The following is a 17954-nucleotide window of genomic DNA, read 5'->3' on the forward strand; positions in this document are numbered from 1 at the left end:
ATCTATGTAATGTAGATCGTGTCTGAAAAATCACTCAGTTTTATGGCCCGAGAGATGGCTAGTGCATCGGCCGGAATAACAGCCGGATGCGAGCATTGTCATTATGCCTGTGCGTGCCACGTCTTGCAGAAAATCCGCATTGCACCGTTGTTGTTCGGCGATTGAATGTGGTTCTGCTTGCTGTCGGCATTGTTCTATTTTTGCGCCAATGCTTTTTCTATATCCGCCACCAGTTTTTTGTCAGCAGGCGTCACTTTCGATGGATAGTTTTCGATGACTTTGCCGCTACGATCCAGCAGGATTTTGTGGAAATTCCATTTGGGCGCTTGTCCGCCGTTCGCCATCAGTGATTTATAGAAGGGATTGATGTTGGGGCCTATCACCGAGCTTTTGGCAAACATCGGGAATTTCACACCATAAGTATTGTGGCAAAACTCGGCGATTTCCTTGTTCGCCCCCGGTTCTTGCTGGCCGAAATCGTTGGAGGCAAAGCCGAGTATCACCAGGCCACGGTCTTTATATTTCGCATACAGCTGTTCCAGGCCTTCATATTGTCCGGTAAAGCCGCAGTAACTGGCAGTGTTGACGGCCAGAATCACTTTGCCTGCGTATTGGCAAAGGTTCTGCGGTGCCTCATCTTGCAGTCGGGCAACCGTGTAATTCAGGTTGGCCGGGCAGGCTGCCGGGCTGCTGGTCTGGGCGTAGGCTTGTGTGCCGAAGCCAAGGCCGGCCAGGAGAGTGACGTGTGCGAGCAGGTTGATGAATTGTTTTGTCATGATGGTGGGTGGTGGGACAGATAAGTTGGACTCATATTGCACGAAGACTGTCGGTTTGTCATGGCGTGGAAAAAATAATCCTTTATGCTGAAAGAAAAGCAAAAAAACGATGAAATTCAGGTGCTGTATGCTTAATTTTTTAGCGGGGAATGAGATTTTTTTGCATTAAGCCCTTGTGTTAAGAAAACATTAAAAAAGCAAGTAACGGCGCGGGATAGGCGTGTTTTCGATACTTGAAAAGAATCGAATCAGACGTGCTTTTTTCAAGGAAATCCGCTTATCTTTAGCTGCTGAGGCTGGGTGGGCGCTGAATTTCTTGGTAGAATCAAGGACTTAACTCAATTTTTAAGGCGCGTATGCTGTACCCAGAATTGTTTAAATCGCTAGAGCAGGTTCGCTGGAACATGGAAAAAGACATTCCGTGGGATCAGTTCGACGGCTCCAAACTGACCGATGAGCAGGCACAAACCATACGCATGAATGCGATTACAGAGTGGTCTGCTTTGCCTGCAACCGAAATGTTCTTGCGTGACAATCGCGGTGACAGTGACTTTTCCGCTTTCATGTCGGTATGGTTCTTTGAAGAACAAAAGCACTCGCTGGTACTGATGGAGTACCTGCGTCGCTTCCGCCCGGAATACGTTCCGACCGAAGAAGAGCTGCATAACGTACGTTTCGAATTCGATCCGGCGCCTGCGTTGGAAACATTGATGATGCACTTCTGCGGCGAAATCCGTCTGAACCACTGGTATCGTTGCGCCTCTGACTGGCACACCGAACCTGTCATCAAGCAAATTTACAAAATCATCAGCCAGGATGAAGCACGCCACGGCGGCGCTTACCTGCGCTACATGAAGAAAGCATTGGTCGAAGTAGGCGATAGCGCACGTGCTGCGTTTGCCAAGATCGGCGTATTGATGGCATCGGCCCGTCGTACTGAAAAACCGCTGCACCCGACCAATCTGCACGTGAACCAATCCTTGTTCCCTAACGATACGGTGCAATCGCGTTTGCCGGATCCTGAGTGGCTGGAGCGCTGGCTCGATGGCCAGATCAAGTTCGACAGCGAATGGGAAAAGAAAGTTGTCGATCGTATCCTGCACAATATGTCGCTGCTGTTTGAGCGTACCTTTGGCACCGTGCAGGAATTGAACCGCTATCGCAAAGAAATCGTTACGCGCATGGCGGCTGCACAACCAGCCTGATTTTGCTCAGCTAAAAATCCGAAAAGCCGCAAGCCTGTTTGCGGCTTTTTGTTTATTGGAAAGGACTCATCATGCAAAGACGTACCGTATTAAGTGCTTTGGCGCTGGCAGGTGTGTTGCCGGGCTTTGCACTTGCCAAGGCGCAGCCGGTGATCAATGTATATAAGAGTGCGACCTGCGGTTGCTGCACCGAGTGGATCACGCATCTGGAACAGAACGGTTTCAAGGTGAATGCGCACAATGTGCCGAACACTGCGGCCTATCGCACCAAATATGGCGTGCCGTCGGCGCTGGGTAGCTGTCATACAGGCATCATCGATGGATACGCACTGGAAGGCCATGTGCCAGCCGCGGATATCAAGCGTTTGCTGGCAGAGAAGCCAAAAGCTAAAGGCCTTGCCGTACCAGGCATGCCTATGGGATCGCCGGGCATGGAAGTAGAGGGGCAGCCATCCGATGCGTATGACGTTTTGTTGTTCCAGGCCGATGGTAAGACCCGGGTCTATCGCCATTACGCAGCAAAGTAAGTCTGGTATCGCCAATAAAAAAGGACGTTTTTAAACGTCCTTTTTTATTTGTCTTGAGTAATGCAGATCAATGATGGTGATGTTCCATCTTGTCGGCTTTTTTAGCGCCTTCTTCAACCACGATAGCCGCTTCTATCTTTCCTGCCTTCTTGAAAGTCAGTGTCAGCGGTAATTTATCGCCAGCCTTGAGCGCGGCCTTCAGGCCGATCAGCATGATGTGATAACCATCGCCCGGCTGCATGGTGATTTTTTCCTTGGCCTTGATATCCAGGTTGCCGACTTCGCGCATGCGCATGACGTTGTCAGCTGTCATCGACATGGTGTGGATTTCGACTGAGCTGGCAGCGGGGGAGCTGGCGGATACCAGTGTGTCTGCGCTATTGCCTTTGTTTTCCAGCGTCAGGTAAGCGCCGCCGCTGGTTTGTCCGGCGACGGTCGCGCGGGCATATGGATGGACAATATAAATGTCGCCGCCGCGATAGTCATGTGCCATGCTGCTGGCACTGATGCAAAGAGTAAAGGCGGCGAAAGTAAGCTGGCGCAAATTCATGAGAGTCCTCGGTTGACGGGATGCAGGCGATCAAGCTAAAAGAGCCCTTATCCTAACGTAAAAGTAAAAGGCAGTGATGCTCGGCAGCGATTACTGACCACCGGCAAAACCATTTTGTCGCCACGCTTCATACACCACGACCGCGACGGTATTTGATAAGTTCAGACTGCGGTTATCGGGGCGCATCGGCAGGCGTATGCGTTGCGACGGCGGAAATGATTCGCGCAAGCTGGTTTCCAATCCCCTGGTTTCCGAGCCGAACACAAATACGTCACCGGGCTGGAAAGCCATGCTGGCAAATGGCGTCGAGCCATGCGTGGTGAGTGCGAACATGCGCTCGGTGTTTAATGGCTGTTCCGGCGGAAATGAGTTGAGGAAGGTTTGCCAGTCAGCATGTACCTTCATTTGCGCGTAGTCGTGATAATCGAGTCCGGCGCGGCGCATCTTGGCGTCATCCAGCGGGAACCCGAGTGGCTCAATCAAATGCAGCTGAGCACCAGTGTTGGCGCATAAGCGGATGATGTTGCCGGTATTGGGTGGGATTTCTGGTTCGACCAGTACTACATGAAACAAAGTGCTTCTCCTTATCGGGCAGGCCGTCAGTTTATTGCGAAAGCGAGCGGCAAGTTAGGATTTTTTACAGCGGCTTTAGCGTGGCGGCGTTCTGGCAAAGACGAAGTTGGTCACGCGCGCGGCACCATAGCGCTTCAGTAAGGCCGCGATTTCATTCAGCGTCACGCCCGTAGTCACGACGTCATCAACGATGGCGATATGTTGTCCGCGTACCAATTCGGCAGCTTGCGGGCCCAGCACAAAGGCATCGCGCATATTGTGTAGGCGTGCGTCCGGTGTCAGGCTGGATTGCATGAACGTTTCGCGACTGCGCAAAATGAGCTGCGGTGCCAATGGGATGGCGATGGCCCTGGATAAAGGTTTGGCAATTTCCAGCGCCTGGTTAAAGCCACGTTCGGCCAGACGCTGTTCGCCGAGCGGAACGGCTGCCATGATGGTCGGCATCGCAAAAGCACGCTCCCGCAATAGCGCATCGACGATTAACCGGGCAAACAAGGGTGCCAGCGCCAGTTGATTGCCGAATTTGAGTGCGAGTACCAGGTGGTCTATCGGCGCGCTGTAATCGCTGGCGACGATGGTCGCATCAAAGGCGCGCGGGGTACGCAAGCAGTTGCCGCACAAGGATGGCGCCTGTTCGCCCGCTGTCAGCGGATGAGCACATTGTGTGCAGCGTGGCGGGCGGTGGCTGAAGAATTGCGTATGGCAGGGCGCGCACAAGGCTGCTGCGCCAGCGATGCCGCACAGGGCGCAGGACGAGGGCAGGCCGGCGGGCAAACGCCGGGCCAAACGACGGGACCAGTCAATTAAACGATAAAGCATCGCGCACACTCAGCTCCATGCGTGTAAACTTGCTCGCATTATCTCATTAGCCCGATTGCATTATTCGTGTCTTCCCTGCCGCCACAATCCGACTCCAAATTAAGTGCCCCGATAGACCTGAACCGGGTCCGTGATCTGTTCAGCGATCCTGTTCGTACGCTGGAATCAGGCTTTTTGCGGCGTGAAGTGGCGACGCGCATGCATGAGCGTCTGGCATTGGTGAAAATTGCACCGGCCCATGTGCTGGATGCCGGTTGCGGCGAGGGCGCCGACCTGACCACCTTGCAAAAACGTTTCCCGCAGGCAGCCATGCTCGGTCTGGATGCCTCCAGCGCCATGCTGGCAGCTGCGCAGGAGAGCCAGGTAGCGGGCTTGTCATCGATGAACCGTCTGCTGCAACAATGGCTGCCTGCGGTGATGGGCCGAGACGCGGGTGCCAGCCTGATATGTGGAAACTTTGCGCAACTGCCTCTGGGCCTCAATGCAGTCGATCTGGTATGGTCTAACCTTGCCTTGCACTGGCATCCGCAGCCGGATCAGGTGTTCGTGGAGTGGCGACGCGTATTGCGCCAGGACGGCTTGCTGATGTTTTCCTGCTTCGGGCCGGATACCTTCAGGGAGTTGAGGGCGGCGTTCGCCGCAGCAGATGCCGAACCCCATGTGTTGCCTTTTGTTGACATGCATGACTTCGGCGATATGTTGGTGAATGCCGGTTTTTCGACGCCGGTAATGGATATGGAAACCCTGACCGTTACTTATGGTTCGGTGGAAAAGCTGATGGCAGATGTGCGTGCGATGGGCGGCAACCCGCTGGATACGCGCCGCCGCGGTTTGTTGGGCAAGCAGGCATGGCAGCGCGCGATGGATGTGCTGGAACAAAGTCGTCGCGCCGATGGCAAGATTCCGCTCACATTCGAGGTAATCTATGGTCATGCGTTCCGGCCGGCGCCGCGAGCGACGGCAAGCGGGGAGTCGATTATTCGTTTCGACCCGCCGAGGAAGTAAGAAAAGTTATTAAATAATTATTAAAAATGTACGCGGGAGACAAGCAAAATTATGATCGCGGCAACTAAAAACAACACGTCGCACATGCGTTTCCGGGGTATGCGAAGGTAGTAAAAAGTACTGAAAATGAGAGCTGTTGTCATTTGTTTTTATACTTGATAACAAAACCCTTTCCGACTTATACTTCGACGGTTTTGCGCGAGTGCAGCTTGCTCATGTGAAACGTTCAGGCGGTGTGCTTATGGCCAACCGAGAATGGTTATTGAAACGTAATTGTTCGATATCACCACGGCAACTGATGCAGGCTTATTCAGTGTTGTGCGTGGTTTCCCTGGCAATCGCGTTTTCCTTCACCTGGCGCGGGGCGTGGTACATCTTAGGTTTTGCAGTAATTGAATTAGCGGCTGTAGGGTGCGCTTTTCTTTGTTATGCACGCCATGCTACCGATTGCGAACACATAGTCCTCACCGACGATCTGTTGGTAATACATCTAATTCAAGCCGACCAAGCTCGGCACTTTAAGCTAATACGACATTGCACGAAAGTTGATCCGCCAGCGAAGCGGCATCGATTGATAGGTCTGGAGTCCTCCGGTACGCGTGTTGAAGTGGGGCGATTCCTGACAGAATACAAGAGGCGTGAGTTCATCCGTGAGCTGCGTCAGGAGCTGGGGTCTGCAGTTATGCCTGGTTGTTAAAAGAATTCTTAATTATGGGCTTTTGAGGAAATCATGAAACATGCGAAGCGCCTTCAATCTTTGATGCTTGGTGCGTCGTTCCTGGCGGCTGGTATGCCGTCTTGGGCGGTGACCGATAGTCCGGGCGGACCTGCAGTGCGTCAGCTCAATTTTCACGAACCTGTAACGCAGATCGCGGAACAAATCTATTCACTGCACACCCTGATGCTGATCATTTGTCTGGTGATTTTCGTCGCAGTGTTTGGCGTTATGTTCTACTCCATCTTCAAGCATCGCAAGTCGCTCGGCCATAAATCGGCTACCTTCCACGAAAGCACCGCAGTTGAAATCGCATGGACTGTGGTTCCTTTCCTCATCGTGATCGGGATGGCGCTGCCAGCGACCAAAACCGTGGTGGCGATGAAAGACACCTCAAATGCAGATATCACCATTAAAGCCACCGGCATGCAGTGGAAATGGGGATACAACTACCTCAACGGCGAAGGCGAGGGCATCAACTTCCTGTCCAACCTGTCTACTCCACGTGAGCAGATCGTCGACAGCACCATCGCCAAAAACGAAAATTATCTGATCGAAGTCGATAATCCAGTCGTCGTACCGGTCAATAAAAAAATCCGTATCGTGTTGACAGCCAATGACGTGATCCACGCATGGATGATTCCTGCGTTCGGCGTCAAGCAGGATGCGATTCCGGGTTTCGTTCGTGATACCTGGTTCAAGGCTGAAAAAATCGGTACCTATCGCGGCCAGTGCGCCGAGTTGTGCGGTAAGGATCACGCCTTCATGCCTATCGTTGTGAATGTCGTCAGCGATGAAGACTACAAGGCGTGGGTAGACGGCAAGAAAAAAGAAATGGCAGCGAATGCCGACGACCCGACCAAAACATGGACCGTGGATGAGCTCGTACAGCGCGGCGAGAAAGTCTATACCGCCAACTGTATCGCCTGCCATCAGGCTAACGGCAAAGGTGTACCTGGCAGCTTCCCGGCGCTGGATGCATCGCCTATCGTGACCGGACCGAAAGCCGCCAACATCCATATGGTGATGGAAGGTAAGGGCGCGATGCCGGCCTGGAAGCCGGTATTGTCGGATACCGAAATCGCCGCGGTGATTACTTATACCCGCAACCATTGGTCGAATAAGGCCTCGGAAAACATAGTCCAACCAGCCGAAGTGCTGGCTGCGCGTAAGTAATAGAATCGGGAGACAGAGATGAGTACAACTGCAGTCGATCACGCACACGATCACGCACACGCGCATGACCATGATCACGCGCACGATCATCCGCACGGCTGGCGTCGCTGGGTATTTGCGACTAACCACAAGGATATCGGTACGCTTTACCTTTGGTTCTCGTTTGTTATGTTGCTGTCCGGCGGTTTCCTGGCGATGTTGATCCGCGCCGAGCTGTTCCAGCCTGGCCTGCAATTGATGCAGCCTGAGTTTTTCAATCAGTTGACCACCATGCACGGCATCATGATGGTGTTCGGCGCGATCATGCCGGCTTTCGTTGGTTTCGCTAACTGGATGGTGCCGCTGCAAATCGGCGCATCCGATATGGCGTTTGCCCGCATGAACAACTTCTCGTTCTGGTTGTTGCCACCGGCGGCTATCCTGCTGGCTGTTTCCTTCCTGGTTCCAGGCGGCGCGACTGCAGCAGGCTGGACCCTGTATGCACCGCTGTCGACCCAAATGGGCCCAGGCATGGACATGGCGATTTTTGCGCTGCATATCATGGGTGCATCGTCGATCATGGGTTCGATCAACATCATCGTGACCATCCTGAACATGCGCGCTCCTGGCATGACCCTGATGAAGCTGCCGATGTTTTGCTGGACCTGGCTGATTACTGCTTACCTGCTGATCGCTGTGATGCCGGTGCTGGCTGGTGCGATCACCATGACGCTGACCGACCGTCACTTCGGCACCTCGTTCTTTAACGCGGCTGGCGGTGGCGATCCTGTCATGTATCAACACATCTTCTGGTTCTTCGGACATCCAGAGGTGTACATCATGATCTTGCCGGCGTTCGGCATCATCTCGCACATCATCCCGACCTTCGCGCGCAAACAATTGTTTGGTTACGCATCGATGGTGTATGCAACCGCGTCGATTGCGATCCTGTCCTTCATGGTCTGGGCGCATCACATGTTCACCACCGGTATGCCGGTGACTGCGCAGTTGTTCTTCATGTACGCGACCATGCTGATCGCGGTGCCGACCGGCGTGAAGATTTTCAACTGGGTCGCAACCATGTGGAGAGGCTCGATGACATTCGAGACGCCTATGCTGTTTGCGATTGGCTTCATCTTCGTGTTCACGATGGGCGGCTTCACCGGTCTGATCCTGGCAGTGACACCTATCGATATCCAGTTGCAGGATACCTACTACGTAGTGGCGCACTTCCACTACGTGCTGGTGGCGGGTTCCCTGTTTGCCCTGTTCGCCGGTTTCTACTACTGGGGTCCGAAGTGGACGGGTTACATGTACAACGAAACCCGCGGCAAAATCCATTTCTGGGGCTCGCTGATTTTGTTCAACATCACCTTCTTCCCTATGCACTTCCTGGGGTTGGCCGGTATGCCACGTCGTTACGCTGATTACCCGGCGCAATTCACCGACTTCAACATGATCGCGTCGATTGGTGGTTTGGGCTTCGGTTTGATGCAGGTGTACTTCCTGTTCGCTGTTGTCATCCCTTCGATCAAAGGTGGCGTAGCAGCAGAAGCGAAACCGTGGGATGGCGCAGAAGGTCTGGAATGGACTGTTCCTAGCCCGGCTCCTTTCCATACGTTTGAAGTTCCTCCAACAGTTAAATAAACGGAGTGGCGGGCGTAAGCCCGCTACCTTGCGATGTCGGATTTAAAGACGGAACAAAAAAGACGTAATTTGCGTACCGCCCTGATACTTGGGGTCATTGCTGCGATGTTTATGTTCGGTGTCATCGCAAAACGCTTATGGTTTGTTTAGGGTAGAGATGGAAAACCAGACAGAAGACAACACGCACAGTAAGTTAAATGCCCAGATGTTTGGCAAGCTGGTTGTTATTGCTGTGATGATGTTTGGTTTTGGTTACCTGCTGGTACCGATCTACAAGCAGATTTGTGAAATTACAGGCGTCAATATCCTGACCTCGCCAGAGATGAAGGTAAAGCCGATTGATAATTCGCAGGTCGATAAGAGCAGGACGATTACGGTTGAGTTTGATGCGAATACGCAAGGACCATTCCGTTTCCGTCCTACGGTAAATAGCATGCAAGTGCATCCGGGTGAAATGGCCCAGATCGTGTATGAAGTAGTGAATACACAGGCACGTAGCGTAGAAGCACAGGCGATTCCGAGTTATGCGCCACAGCAGGCGGCAGCGCACTTCAAGAAAGTGGAGTGTTTCTGTTTCCAGCAGCAAACTCTGGAAGCCAGCCAGGCGAAGCAGATGCCGGTAGTGTTTTACCTGGATCCGGCTTTACCGAAGGATGTAAAGACAATTACCTTGTCCTATACTTTCTTTGAGATCGCAGGGCGTGAGAAGAAGGCAGAATTGAAGCAGCCAGCAGTAGCAGCGGAAGTGGCAGGATAATTTAATAGTAAAAAAAGAAGTCGGCCAGGCAGTACAAGCCGATAAATCGAAATGAAATTTATCACGTTGTTTGTGGCAGCCAAGGGGCCGACAGCGTCACTATTTGAATTTTGTATTGGGAGATGGAGATGAGTGCTCAACACGCGAATGCGCCTTACTATTTCGTGCCTGGCCCGTCCAAATGGCCGGCGATAGCGGGAACGTCGCTGCTCGTGATGATGCTGGGTGCGTCGGGCTGGGTGAATGATGCGAGCTGGGGAGCGTACGCAACAATCGCCGGTTTGCTTGGTTTCCTGGTGGTGCTGTATTACTGGTTCGGTGACGCGATTGCTGAGTCGGAAGGCGGCATGTACAGCAAGCGCATCGATGCTTCGTTCCGCTGGAGCATGAGCTGGTTCATTTTCTCCGAAGTGATGTTCTTTGCGGCATTCTTTGGCGCGCTGTTTTATGCACGCAGCATTGCGATGCCATGGCTGGGCGACTTGGACAATAAAATCCTGTGGCCAGACTTCGCGGCGCACTGGGGCAATGTCGGTCCTGCTGGTACGGTAGAACCGTTCACCACCATGGGCCCATTCTGGATCCCTACCATCAATACCGCTTTGCTCCTGTTGTCAGGTGTGACACTGACCATTTCGCATCACGCGATTCGTGAAAACCATCGCGGCAAGACTGCATTCTGGCTGGCAGCAACCATCCTGCTCGGTGCGATCTTCATGGGCTTCCAGGTATATGAATACATTCATGCCTACACAGAACTGAACCTGAAACTGACGTCGGGTGTATATGGTTCGACCTTCTTCCTGCTGACCGGCTTCCACGGTTTCCACGTGACCCTCGGTGCGATTATGTTGAGCGTCGTCTTGTATCGTGTACTGAAAGGTCACTTTACAGCTGACAACCATTTCGCGTTCGAAGGCGCTGCCTGGTACTGGCACTTTGTGGACGTGGTCTGGCTCGGTTTGTATGTTGTGGTCTATTGGCTGTAAGTCACGCGGGCAGTAAGCGCGTGCAATAAGCATGAGACAGGAAAAAGCCGCACTTCGGTGCGGCTTTTTTGCGATTGGGGCGACGTGTTATGCAAGATGCAAGCGCCTGGAAGAAGAGTCCCTGGTTTTATCAGCGTATGCCGGTAGGCTGGATCAGGCCAAATTTGTAGGCGAGCAGGATCAGGATAAACAGCGTGATTGAAAATCCCACGCGCATCGTCAATGCCTTGACCGTCCGATTGCTCTTACCCTTGTCCTTCATTAGGTAGAAGAGCGCGGAGGCCAGACTGCCGAGTATCAGCAGGAAAGCAATGGCGACGATGATTTTCATGGTTTTAAGGGTGAGCTTGCCGGATCGCGGGAAGCGCCGTCATCCGACGCATATTGGTTTAATAAAGTGACATTGTAATGCGATTCACCTTTCGATTTAGGCTCGTTCCATTTGTTGCTGCAGCGATTGCGGTGGCGATAGGTCTGTCGCTGGGACAATGGCAAACCAGGCGCGCCGCCGAGAAAATTGCCATTGAACAAAAGCTCAATGAGCGACAAGCTGCAGCGGCGATGCAATTCAATCAGCTCAGTGGCTCCGCATTGAATCCCGATGACATCGAGTATCGCCGCCTGCTGCTTAAAGGCGAGTTCCTGCGCGATTGGCCGGTTTATCTGGATAATCGCCCGCATAATGGCGTGGCCGGTTTCTACCTGCTGATGCCGTTCAAGCTGGCCGATAGTCCTTTACATGTATTGGTGGCGCGCGGCTGGATTCCGCGCAATGTGGCAGACCGCACTAAAATGCCGGCTATTGTGACGCCGGGCGGCGAAATACAAATTGAAGGTGTGGCGCGACGCGATATCGGTCATGTGATGCAACTGGGTGAGGTTGACCCGCCGCGTCCGCACGCGATAGTGCAAAACCTTGATGTGGCCGGCTTCGCTGCTGCCAGCGGTTTGCAGATATCACCTGTCGTGCTGGAGCAACTGACAGACACCGGCGATGGTCTGGTGCGTGACTGGCCGGTGCCATCGACCGGAGTAGATAAACATCGCGGCTATGCATTTCAGTGGTACGGCCTCGCTGCGATGGCTTTCATTTTTTTTGTTGTGACAGGAATTCGACGTGGAACCAAATAAAAACAAGGGACGCTGGAAATTATTGGCCGTGATTCTGGTGTGCGCGGCACCCATCATCCTGTCTTACTTTACTTACTATGTAATCAAGCCACAAAGCCGTACCAACTACGGCACCATCCTTGATCCGCGCAATTACCCTATGCCCAGGCTGGATGCGGTAACGCTGGATAAAAAGCCCGCCAGCCTGGAAAACTACCAGGGTAAATGGGTGATGCTGCAAGTCAGTGGTGCCGAGTGCGAAGCTTCGTGCGAAAAGAAATTACACGATATGCGTCAGTTGCGCCTGGCGCAGGGTAAGGAAATGGAACGCATAGAGCGCGTATGGCTGATTACTGATGACAAACCTATCGATACCATCCTGATTCGTGAGTTCGATGGCACAGAGATGTTGCGCATCAAGGCAGATGCCGTGCGTGCGTGGTTGCCGGTGGATGAAGGCACAGATGTGACTGATCACATTTACATGATCGATCCGCTCGGCCATTTGATGATGCGTTTCCCGAAAGATGCTGATCCGAACAAGATCAAAAAAGATTTGTACAAATTATTAAAGGCTTCCGCAATTGGTTGATTCAGGCACCTTGTTCCAACTGGGCAGCAAGGGCGTATTCGTCGCCTTGCTGGCTTTTGTCATCGTCTGGTCGTCGAAAGATCCGGATAAATATCGCAAGCTGGTGTGGGTCACCTTATTCCTGACCTTTGACGTGATTATGTTTGGTGCTTTCACCCGTCTCACTGATTCCGGCCTCGGTTGCCCTGACTGGCCGGGCTGCTATGGTCACGCCAATCCGCTGCAAGCGATGGAGCATATCCGCGCTGCTGAAGCTTTGATGCCGGATGGCCCGGTGACGGTGATGAAAGCCTGGGTCGAGATGATCCATCGTTATCTGGCGATGGGCATAGGCGTGCTAATCATTGCCATCGTCGTCATTTCGTGGCGCTTCTGGTTGCAGAGCGGTCGCACTGTACATAAATTTTCCCCGCATTTCCCGGTCGCCTTGCTGATCTTCGTCTGCATCCAGGGCGCGTTCGGTGCATGGACCGTAACGATGAAACTGCAGCCCATCATTGTGACTATCCATCTCTTGCTCGGCATGACCTTGCTGGGCATGCTGACCTGGGTCGGTGCGCGGCAGAAGGAACATCCGCCGGTCGCTGATCGTGCCTACGCCTTGCGCATTCCCGCCTTGATCGCGCTGATCCTGCTGACCTTCCAGATTGCTTTGGGCGGCTGGGTCAGTACCAATTACGCGGCGTTGGCTTGCAGCGATTTTCCGCTGTGTCATGGTGCGGTGATTCCGCAAATGGATTTTGACAATGGCTTTACGCTGTGGCGCAGCCTGGGCATGACGGCTGACGGCGAGTACCTGCCGTTCCCGGCGCTGACGGCGATCCACTGGACGCACCGGATGTTTGCCTTTGTGGTGGCGGCTTATATCGCCTGGGTTTGTTACAAGGCTTATCAGATCGAGGGTTTGCGTACGACTGCGCGTGGCGTGCTAGGTGCGCTCGCCTTGCAGATCACGATAGGTATTGCCACAGTGTCATTGAAATGGCCGTTGGCGCTGGCGGTTGCGCACAATGGTTGTGCAGCGCTGCTTGTCCTCTTGCTGGTCATGTTAAACTACAAGGCTAGAATCCCTGGTACTGCCGGGGTAAATCGTGGGCTCGCATCTAGCTGAGATACGATGATATGAGCCTACAGGCTGTACCCAACGACTACGCATGACTACTCTGACTGCCTCTCCGAACCGTATCGCCCAGTATTGGGCCCTGACCAAGCCGCGTGTAACGCAGCTGGCAGTTTTTTGCGCCGTGATCGGCATGTTCCTGGCGACACCTGAGTTGCCTGACTGGAAGATAGTCGTGGCGGCAACGATCGGTATCTGGTTGCTGGCGGGTGCAGCATTCGCGATCAACTGTCTGGTCGAGCGTGAGATCGATTCGCGCATGGCGCGCACTGCACGCCGTCCGATGGCGCGCGGTGAAATTACCGTACTGCAAACATTGGTGTTTTCAGGTGTGATCGGCGGCGCAGGTATGTGGGTGCTGTATAACTTCGTGAATCCTTTGACGATGTGGCTGACCTTTGCCACCTTTGTCGGTTACGCGGTGATTTACACCATCATCCTGAAACCGGCGACGCCGCAGAATATCGTGATCGGTGGCTTGTCCGGTGCGATGCCGCCGGCATTGGGCTGGGCTGCGGTGGCCAATGATTTGCCTATGCAAGCCTGGATCCTGGTACTCATTATCTTCATCTGGACGCCGCCGCACTTCTGGGCGCTGGCCTTGTACCGCCGCGATGAATATGCGAAATCGGGTTTGCCGATGTTGCCGGTCACGCATGGTACCGAGTTCACCCAATTCCATATCTGGCTGTACACGATTGCTCTGGTTGCCACCACCATGTTGCCGTTTGCGGTCGGCATGAGCGGCCTGATCTACCTGGTGTCGGTCGCTATTCTGGATGCTATTTTCGTTTGGTATGCATGGCAGGTTTATCGCCATTACACCGATATGATTGCGCGCAAGATGTTCGCTTATTCGATCATCTATCTGTCCCTGCTGTTTGCGGCCCTGCTGGTCGATCACTATCTGAGATTCTGAAAACATGCGCTTCCGTTCCCTCCTGGTAATTTGTGCCGCGTTATTTGCTTTGACTGCTTGCAGCGATAAACCCAAGCAAGTTTTTAATAACACCGACCTGACTGGCCTGGGTTATGCGAAGGAATTTTCGCTGCATGACCATAACGGTAAGCTGCGTACGCTGGCCGATTTCAAGGGCAAGGCTGTCGTCGTGTTCTTTGGCTTCACGCAATGTCCTGACGTGTGTCCGACCACCATGATGGAAATGTCTAACGTGATGAAGGCGCTGGGTCCGGATGCGGATCGCGTACAGGTACTGTTTGTCACGGTTGATCCTGAACGCGATACGGCGGCCTTGCTGGCGCAATATGTACCGGCTTTCGACCCGCGTTTCCTCGGCTTGCGTGGTGATCTGGCCGAGACCGAGAAGGTCGCGAAGGAATTCAAAGTGTTTTACCAAAAGGTGCCGGGCAAGACGCCGGGCAGCTATACCGTCGATCACACTGCGGGCAGCTATGTGTTTGATCCGCAAGGCCGCATCCGTTTGTTCATCCGTCACGGGCAGGGCATAGATCCTATCGTGCAGGATTTGAAGACTTTGCTGGCAGACAAGACGTAAAGACCAGACATAAAAAAAGGCGCTCCGAGGAGCGCCTTTTTTGTTTGCTGCTGATGACTACTTAAGCGTAAGCAGTCAGCGAGCCTTTCATTTTCTTCAATGCGACTGCTTCGATCTGACGGATACGTTCAGCCGATACGCCGAACTCATCTGCCAATTCATGCAGCGTTGCACCTGAACCATCATCGTTCGCAAGCCAGCGCGCTTCGACGATGCGACGCGAACGCGCATCCAGTTTGCCCAGTGCATTCGACAAGCCTTCGGTTTGCAGGCGATCAAATTGCTGCGATTCCAGCACTTTGGTTGGCTCCTGCATATCGGAGGACAGGTAAGCGATAGGCGCAAACTTGTCGTCTTCGTCGTCGGTCGGTGCTTCCAGAGCGATATCGCGTCCGGACAGACGGGTTTCCATCTCGATGACTTCTTCCCGTTTGACGTTCAGCGTTTTCGCCAGCTCGTCGACTTGATCCGGTGTCATCGAATCCAGACCGGTTTTATGGCTGCGCAGATTGAAGAACAATTTGCGTTGCGCTTTGGTCGTCGCGACTTTCACCAGGCGCCAGTTTTTCAGGATGTATTCATGCATTTCTGCCTTGATCCAATGCATCGAATACGAAACCAGACGTACGCCCTGATCCGGGTCGAAACGTTTCACGGCTTTCATCAAACCGATATTGCCTTCCTGGATCAAGTCTGCGTGCGGCAGGCCATAGCCCAGATAGCCGCGGGCGATCGAGACGACCAGACGCAGATGCGAGAGCACCAGTTTTTGCGCTGCGCCGAGATCGTTCTCGTCGCGCAGGCGACGCGCCAAAGACATTTCTTCTTCGTGCGTGAGCATAGGGAGGCGATTGACCGCCGAGATGTAAGCGTCAATATTGCCCAGCGCACCAGAGAAACCCAATGCCAGCATGTTGCTGTTGGGAACTAATGCGGTTGATGCAGATACTGCTTTCATGCGTTCTCCTTGCTAAGTTTCAGTCAGAAACCAATTTGTTTCTGTGAACTAAACTGCTTTTGAATAGCTATATTAGCACTCTCTTGAAATGAGTGCTAATGAGCGGTTTTTATTGAAGCGATAGCTTAAACACTATTGCTTTTTTAATCATTATTGCTCTTTTCTTACAGGGATTAGAGAGGATTCTTACCCAGAAGTTGCGTGTGTAAGGCAATTTTGACGAAGATTTTCATTTCTTTGGAGAAATAAAAAAGGACCTGTACAGGTCCTTTTTTATTTGCGATGTAGCACAGGCGCATATGCGGGTCAGTGTGTGCTCACATGGCCCTTAATGCAGTCGTGCCAGATGTCTCTGTACGGAAAGCAGGGCACCTAACAAGCCTAGGAAAGCACTGGCAGCCAACAAAATCAGCGTCGGCACCAGATCCAGCGGGGCGAGCCGGAATTCCGAAGCGTAGAGACGGGCGAAATCAGCGATAGCCGTGTTCAGCGGATTCAGGGCCAGCGCTACCGCGATCAATGCCACGCCACCGGCGATCAGGCCGAGCAAGGCACCGGTGTAATAGAACGGACGGCAGATGAATGAGTCGGTGGCGCCAACCAGACGCGACACTTCGATTTCTTCGCGTTGCGTCATGACTTGCAGGCGGATGGTATTGAATACGACTGCGACCACCACTACGCCCAGCGTCGTCGCCAGGAATATCAGGATCAGACGCATGACTTGCAGCAGGGCCGCCAGGCGTTCAACCCAGGCCGAATCCATTTGTACGTATTCGACGCCATTGATGGCTTGCAGTTTGCCGACTATGGTTTTGATTTTCTTCGCATCGTCATCGTTCTGGAAACCGGTCATTTTGACGACATAGGCATCTGGCAATGGATTGGCACCCAGCGTCGAGATGGCATCGTCCAGTCCGGTTTTGTTCTTCAGAGTACTAAGTGCTTTTTCACGCGGAATGAATTCCAGTTTGACCGGATGCTTGGCATCCTGCGCGATACGACGGATTTCCGGGGCGATGGCAGTGGCGCGTTCACGCGAGGTATCCATCGCCATGAAGACGCTGATTTCCGGTTCTACCGCCAATTGCTCTGATACCGGACGCACGTTTTCCAGCAAGGTCATGCCGGCAAACGGCAAGGCCAGGGCGATCGATACGACCAGTACATTCAGCAGGAAATTGCCCGGGGTTTTGAACAAGTGACGGAAGGCGTCGCCAAGCGCGAAGCCATGATGTCTGAGCCAGCTATTCATGCAGGCTCCTGTGCTGCTGTGCGGCGCCAGCTTTCAATAATTCGGCCATGATCGAGATAAATCACGCGGGTCGCGGTATCGAGGAATTGTTCATCGTGAGTGGAGATCAGGCAGGTGACGCCGACCGAGTGGAAGGCTTTCAGCGCATCCAGTACCTTGTTCGCGGCGGCGCGATCCAGGTTGGCGGTCGGTTCGTCGGCCAGGATGATTTGCGGACGGTTGACGATGGCGCGTGCGATCGCCACGCGTTGCTGTTCACCACCGGACAGGGTAAGCGGCCCGGAATTGGCCATATCCAGCAAACCGACCTTATCCAGCGCGGCGCGGGCACGGCGCTCGGCGTCCGGCTTTGACGCGCCGCAGACGATCAGCGGCAACATGACATTGGCCAGTACGCTGCGATCTGCCAGCAGGCGTTGCTGCTGGAAAATCAGGCCGAGGTTACGGCGCAAATAGGGCAGGCCGGAGGTCTTGATGTGGCTGATGTCGTGACCGCTGACGATGACCGAACCCTGGGTCGGGCGTTCCATCGCGGCGATTAGTTTCAGCAGTGTCGATTTGCCTGCGCCGGATGGGCCGGCGAGGAAGACCAGCTCACCTTTACCAACCGACAGGCTGATGTCAGCCAGTGCGGTGACGTTTTGCGTATATTTTTTTGATACTTGGCGGAATTCAATCATCGAT

Annotated in this window: 21 protein-coding genes; 13 read left to right on the top strand and 8 right to left on the bottom strand. The window is 53.4% G+C overall.

Annotated elements, in window-relative coordinates; genetic code table 11:
• Window positions 1-194: 194 nt before the first annotated feature.
• Window positions 195-776: a glutathione peroxidase gene (locus DBR37_RS10455; protein ID WP_124574415.1), complete on the bottom strand. Its 582-nt coding sequence runs from the start codon at window positions 774-776 to the stop codon at window positions 195-197.
• A 356-nt stretch (window positions 777-1132) separates the two neighbouring features.
• On the opposite strand from DBR37_RS10455, the gene DBR37_RS10460 reads away from it, so the two are divergent.
• On the top strand, window positions 1133-1981 hold the full coding sequence (locus DBR37_RS10460; protein WP_124574416.1) for a ferritin-like domain-containing protein: 849 nt from the start codon (window positions 1133-1135) through the stop codon (window positions 1979-1981).
• 71 nt (window positions 1982-2052) lie between these two features.
• A complete protein-coding gene (locus tag DBR37_RS10465; RefSeq protein ID WP_124574417.1) occupies window positions 2053-2508 on the top strand; it encodes a DUF411 domain-containing protein in 456 nt (151 codons plus the stop codon).
• A 67-nt stretch (window positions 2509-2575) separates the two neighbouring features.
• On the opposite strand, the gene DBR37_RS10470 is transcribed toward DBR37_RS10465, so the two are convergent.
• From DBR37_RS10470 to DBR37_RS10480, 3 genes are all read right to left on the bottom strand, one after another.
• Window positions 2576-3058 (bottom strand): copper chaperone PCu(A)C, encoded by a 483-nt coding sequence (locus DBR37_RS10470; RefSeq protein WP_124574418.1) that lies wholly within the window; start codon window positions 3056-3058, stop codon window positions 2576-2578.
• Between the two features lie 90 nt (window positions 3059-3148).
• Window positions 3149-3631 (bottom strand): tRNA (uridine(34)/cytosine(34)/5-carboxymethylaminomethyluridine(34)-2'-O)-methyltransferase TrmL, encoded by a 483-nt coding sequence (gene trmL, locus DBR37_RS10475; protein ID WP_124574419.1) that lies wholly within the window; start codon window positions 3629-3631, stop codon window positions 3149-3151.
• A 75-nt stretch (window positions 3632-3706) separates the two neighbouring features.
• Complete coding sequence (locus tag DBR37_RS10480; protein ID WP_124574420.1) at window positions 3707-4450, bottom strand: phosphoribosyltransferase family protein; 744 nt, start codon at window positions 4448-4450, stop codon at window positions 3707-3709.
• Window positions 4451-4516: 66 nt separating this feature from the next.
• On the opposite strand from DBR37_RS10480, the gene DBR37_RS10485 reads away from it, so the two are divergent.
• The 6 genes from DBR37_RS10485 (at window position 4517) to DBR37_RS10510 (ending at window position 10718) form a co-directional block, all read left to right on the top strand.
• Window positions 4517-5455 (top strand): methyltransferase domain-containing protein, encoded by a 939-nt coding sequence (locus DBR37_RS10485; RefSeq protein ID WP_124574421.1) that lies wholly within the window; start codon window positions 4517-4519, stop codon window positions 5453-5455.
• Between the two features lie 136 nt (window positions 5456-5591).
• Entirely contained in the window at window positions 5592-6152 is a 561-nt protein-coding gene (locus DBR37_RS10490; protein ID WP_370454247.1) for a DUF2244 domain-containing protein, read from the top strand.
• 33 nt (window positions 6153-6185) lie between these two features.
• Window positions 6186-7346 (top strand): cytochrome c oxidase subunit II, encoded by a 1161-nt coding sequence (gene coxB / locus DBR37_RS10495; protein ID WP_124574422.1) that lies wholly within the window; start codon window positions 6186-6188, stop codon window positions 7344-7346.
• Window positions 7347-7364: 18 nt separating this feature from the next.
• Entirely contained in the window at window positions 7365-8972 is a 1608-nt protein-coding gene (gene ctaD / locus DBR37_RS10500) for a cytochrome c oxidase subunit I (RefSeq protein ID WP_124574423.1), read from the top strand.
• A gap of 157 nt (window positions 8973-9129) precedes the next feature.
• Window positions 9130-9729 (top strand): cytochrome c oxidase assembly protein, encoded by a 600-nt coding sequence (locus DBR37_RS10505; protein WP_124574424.1) that lies wholly within the window; start codon window positions 9130-9132, stop codon window positions 9727-9729.
• A gap of 128 nt (window positions 9730-9857) precedes the next feature.
• On the top strand, window positions 9858-10718 hold the full coding sequence (locus DBR37_RS10510) for a cytochrome c oxidase subunit 3 (RefSeq protein ID WP_124574425.1): 861 nt from the start codon (window positions 9858-9860) through the stop codon (window positions 10716-10718).
• A gap of 130 nt (window positions 10719-10848) precedes the next feature.
• Here the strand turns inward: DBR37_RS10510 and DBR37_RS10515 are convergent, their stop codons facing one another.
• Window positions 10849-11049, bottom strand: a complete 201-nt coding sequence (locus tag DBR37_RS10515; RefSeq protein ID WP_124574426.1) for a twin transmembrane helix small protein — start codon at window positions 11047-11049, stop codon at window positions 10849-10851.
• Between the two features lie 77 nt (window positions 11050-11126).
• Here DBR37_RS10515 and DBR37_RS10520 point away from each other — a divergent pair, with 77 nt between their 5' ends.
• Genes DBR37_RS10520 through DBR37_RS10540 form a run of 5 tightly spaced genes read left to right on the top strand, consistent with a single transcriptional unit; the run spans window position 11127 to window position 15057 of the window.
• On the top strand, window positions 11127-11849 hold the full coding sequence (locus DBR37_RS10520; protein WP_124574427.1) for an SURF1 family protein: 723 nt from the start codon (window positions 11127-11129) through the stop codon (window positions 11847-11849).
• On the top strand, window positions 11836-12420 hold the full coding sequence (locus DBR37_RS10525; protein WP_124574428.1) for a cytochrome C oxidase subunit I: 585 nt from the start codon (window positions 11836-11838) through the stop codon (window positions 12418-12420). Before DBR37_RS10520 ends, DBR37_RS10525 begins: the two co-directional genes overlap by 14 nt.
• A complete protein-coding gene (locus tag DBR37_RS10530) occupies window positions 12413-13531 on the top strand; it encodes a heme A synthase (RefSeq protein ID WP_124574429.1) in 1119 nt (372 codons plus the stop codon). Before DBR37_RS10525 ends, DBR37_RS10530 begins: the two co-directional genes overlap by 8 nt.
• A gap of 43 nt (window positions 13532-13574) precedes the next feature.
• Window positions 13575-14459, top strand: a complete 885-nt coding sequence (gene cyoE, locus DBR37_RS10535; RefSeq protein WP_124574430.1) for a heme o synthase — start codon at window positions 13575-13577, stop codon at window positions 14457-14459.
• Window positions 14460-14463: 4 nt separating this feature from the next.
• On the top strand, window positions 14464-15057 hold the full coding sequence (locus DBR37_RS10540; protein ID WP_124574431.1) for an SCO family protein: 594 nt from the start codon (window positions 14464-14466) through the stop codon (window positions 15055-15057).
• Window positions 15058-15118: 61 nt separating this feature from the next.
• Here the strand turns inward: DBR37_RS10540 and rpoH are convergent, their stop codons facing one another.
• The 3 genes from rpoH to DBR37_RS10555 all read right to left on the bottom strand — a co-directional run bounded on the left by rpoH (window position 15119) and on the right by DBR37_RS10555 (window position 17950).
• Window positions 15119-16015 (bottom strand): RNA polymerase sigma factor RpoH, encoded by an 897-nt coding sequence (gene rpoH / locus DBR37_RS10545; RefSeq protein ID WP_124574432.1) that lies wholly within the window; start codon window positions 16013-16015, stop codon window positions 15119-15121.
• 328 nt (window positions 16016-16343) lie between these two features.
• Entirely contained in the window at window positions 16344-17270 is a 927-nt protein-coding gene (gene ftsX / locus DBR37_RS10550) for a permease-like cell division protein FtsX (protein ID WP_124574433.1), read from the bottom strand.
• Complete coding sequence (locus DBR37_RS10555; RefSeq protein WP_124574434.1) at window positions 17267-17950, bottom strand: cell division ATP-binding protein FtsE; 684 nt, start codon at window positions 17948-17950, stop codon at window positions 17267-17269. Before DBR37_RS10555 ends, ftsX begins: the two co-directional genes overlap by 4 nt.
• Between the last annotated feature and the right edge of the window lie 4 nt (window positions 17951-17954).

This window comes from Herminiimonas sp. KBW02, from assembly GCF_003852535.1.
In the GTDB taxonomy this organism is placed as follows: domain Bacteria; phylum Pseudomonadota; class Gammaproteobacteria; order Burkholderiales; family Burkholderiaceae_D; genus Oxalicibacterium.

Coding starts and splice junctions, on each gene's coding strand:
- DBR37_RS10455 (WP_124574415.1), bottom strand. CDS start 776: ATGACAAAACAATTCATCAACCTGCTCGCACACGTCACTCTCCTGGCC.
- DBR37_RS10460 (WP_124574416.1), top strand. CDS start 1,133: ATGCTGTACCCAGAATTGTTTAAATCGCTAGAGCAGGTTCGCTGGAAC.
- DBR37_RS10465 (WP_124574417.1), top strand. CDS start 2,053: ATGCAAAGACGTACCGTATTAAGTGCTTTGGCGCTGGCAGGTGTGTTG.
- DBR37_RS10470 (WP_124574418.1), bottom strand. CDS start 3,058: ATGAATTTGCGCCAGCTTACTTTCGCCGCCTTTACTCTTTGCATCAGT.
- DBR37_RS10480 (WP_124574420.1), bottom strand. CDS start 4,450: ATGCTTTATCGTTTAATTGACTGGTCCCGTCGTTTGGCCCGGCGTTTG.
- coxB (WP_124574422.1), top strand. CDS start 6,186: ATGAAACATGCGAAGCGCCTTCAATCTTTGATGCTTGGTGCGTCGTTC.
- ctaD (WP_124574423.1), top strand. CDS start 7,365: ATGAGTACAACTGCAGTCGATCACGCACACGATCACGCACACGCGCAT.
- DBR37_RS10505 (WP_124574424.1), top strand. CDS start 9,130: ATGGAAAACCAGACAGAAGACAACACGCACAGTAAGTTAAATGCCCAG.
- DBR37_RS10510 (WP_124574425.1), top strand. CDS start 9,858: ATGAGTGCTCAACACGCGAATGCGCCTTACTATTTCGTGCCTGGCCCG.
- DBR37_RS10515 (WP_124574426.1), bottom strand. CDS start 11,049: ATGAAAATCATCGTCGCCATTGCTTTCCTGCTGATACTCGGCAGTCTG.
- DBR37_RS10520 (WP_124574427.1), top strand. CDS start 11,127: ATGCGATTCACCTTTCGATTTAGGCTCGTTCCATTTGTTGCTGCAGCG.
- cyoE (WP_124574430.1), top strand. CDS start 13,575: ATGACTACTCTGACTGCCTCTCCGAACCGTATCGCCCAGTATTGGGCC.
- DBR37_RS10540 (WP_124574431.1), top strand. CDS start 14,464: ATGCGCTTCCGTTCCCTCCTGGTAATTTGTGCCGCGTTATTTGCTTTG.
- rpoH (WP_124574432.1), bottom strand. CDS start 16,015: ATGAAAGCAGTATCTGCATCAACCGCATTAGTTCCCAACAGCAACATG.
- ftsX (WP_124574433.1), bottom strand. CDS start 17,270: ATGAATAGCTGGCTCAGACATCATGGCTTCGCGCTTGGCGACGCCTTC.
- DBR37_RS10555 (WP_124574434.1), bottom strand. CDS start 17,950: ATGATTGAATTCCGCCAAGTATCAAAAAAATATACGCAAAACGTCACC.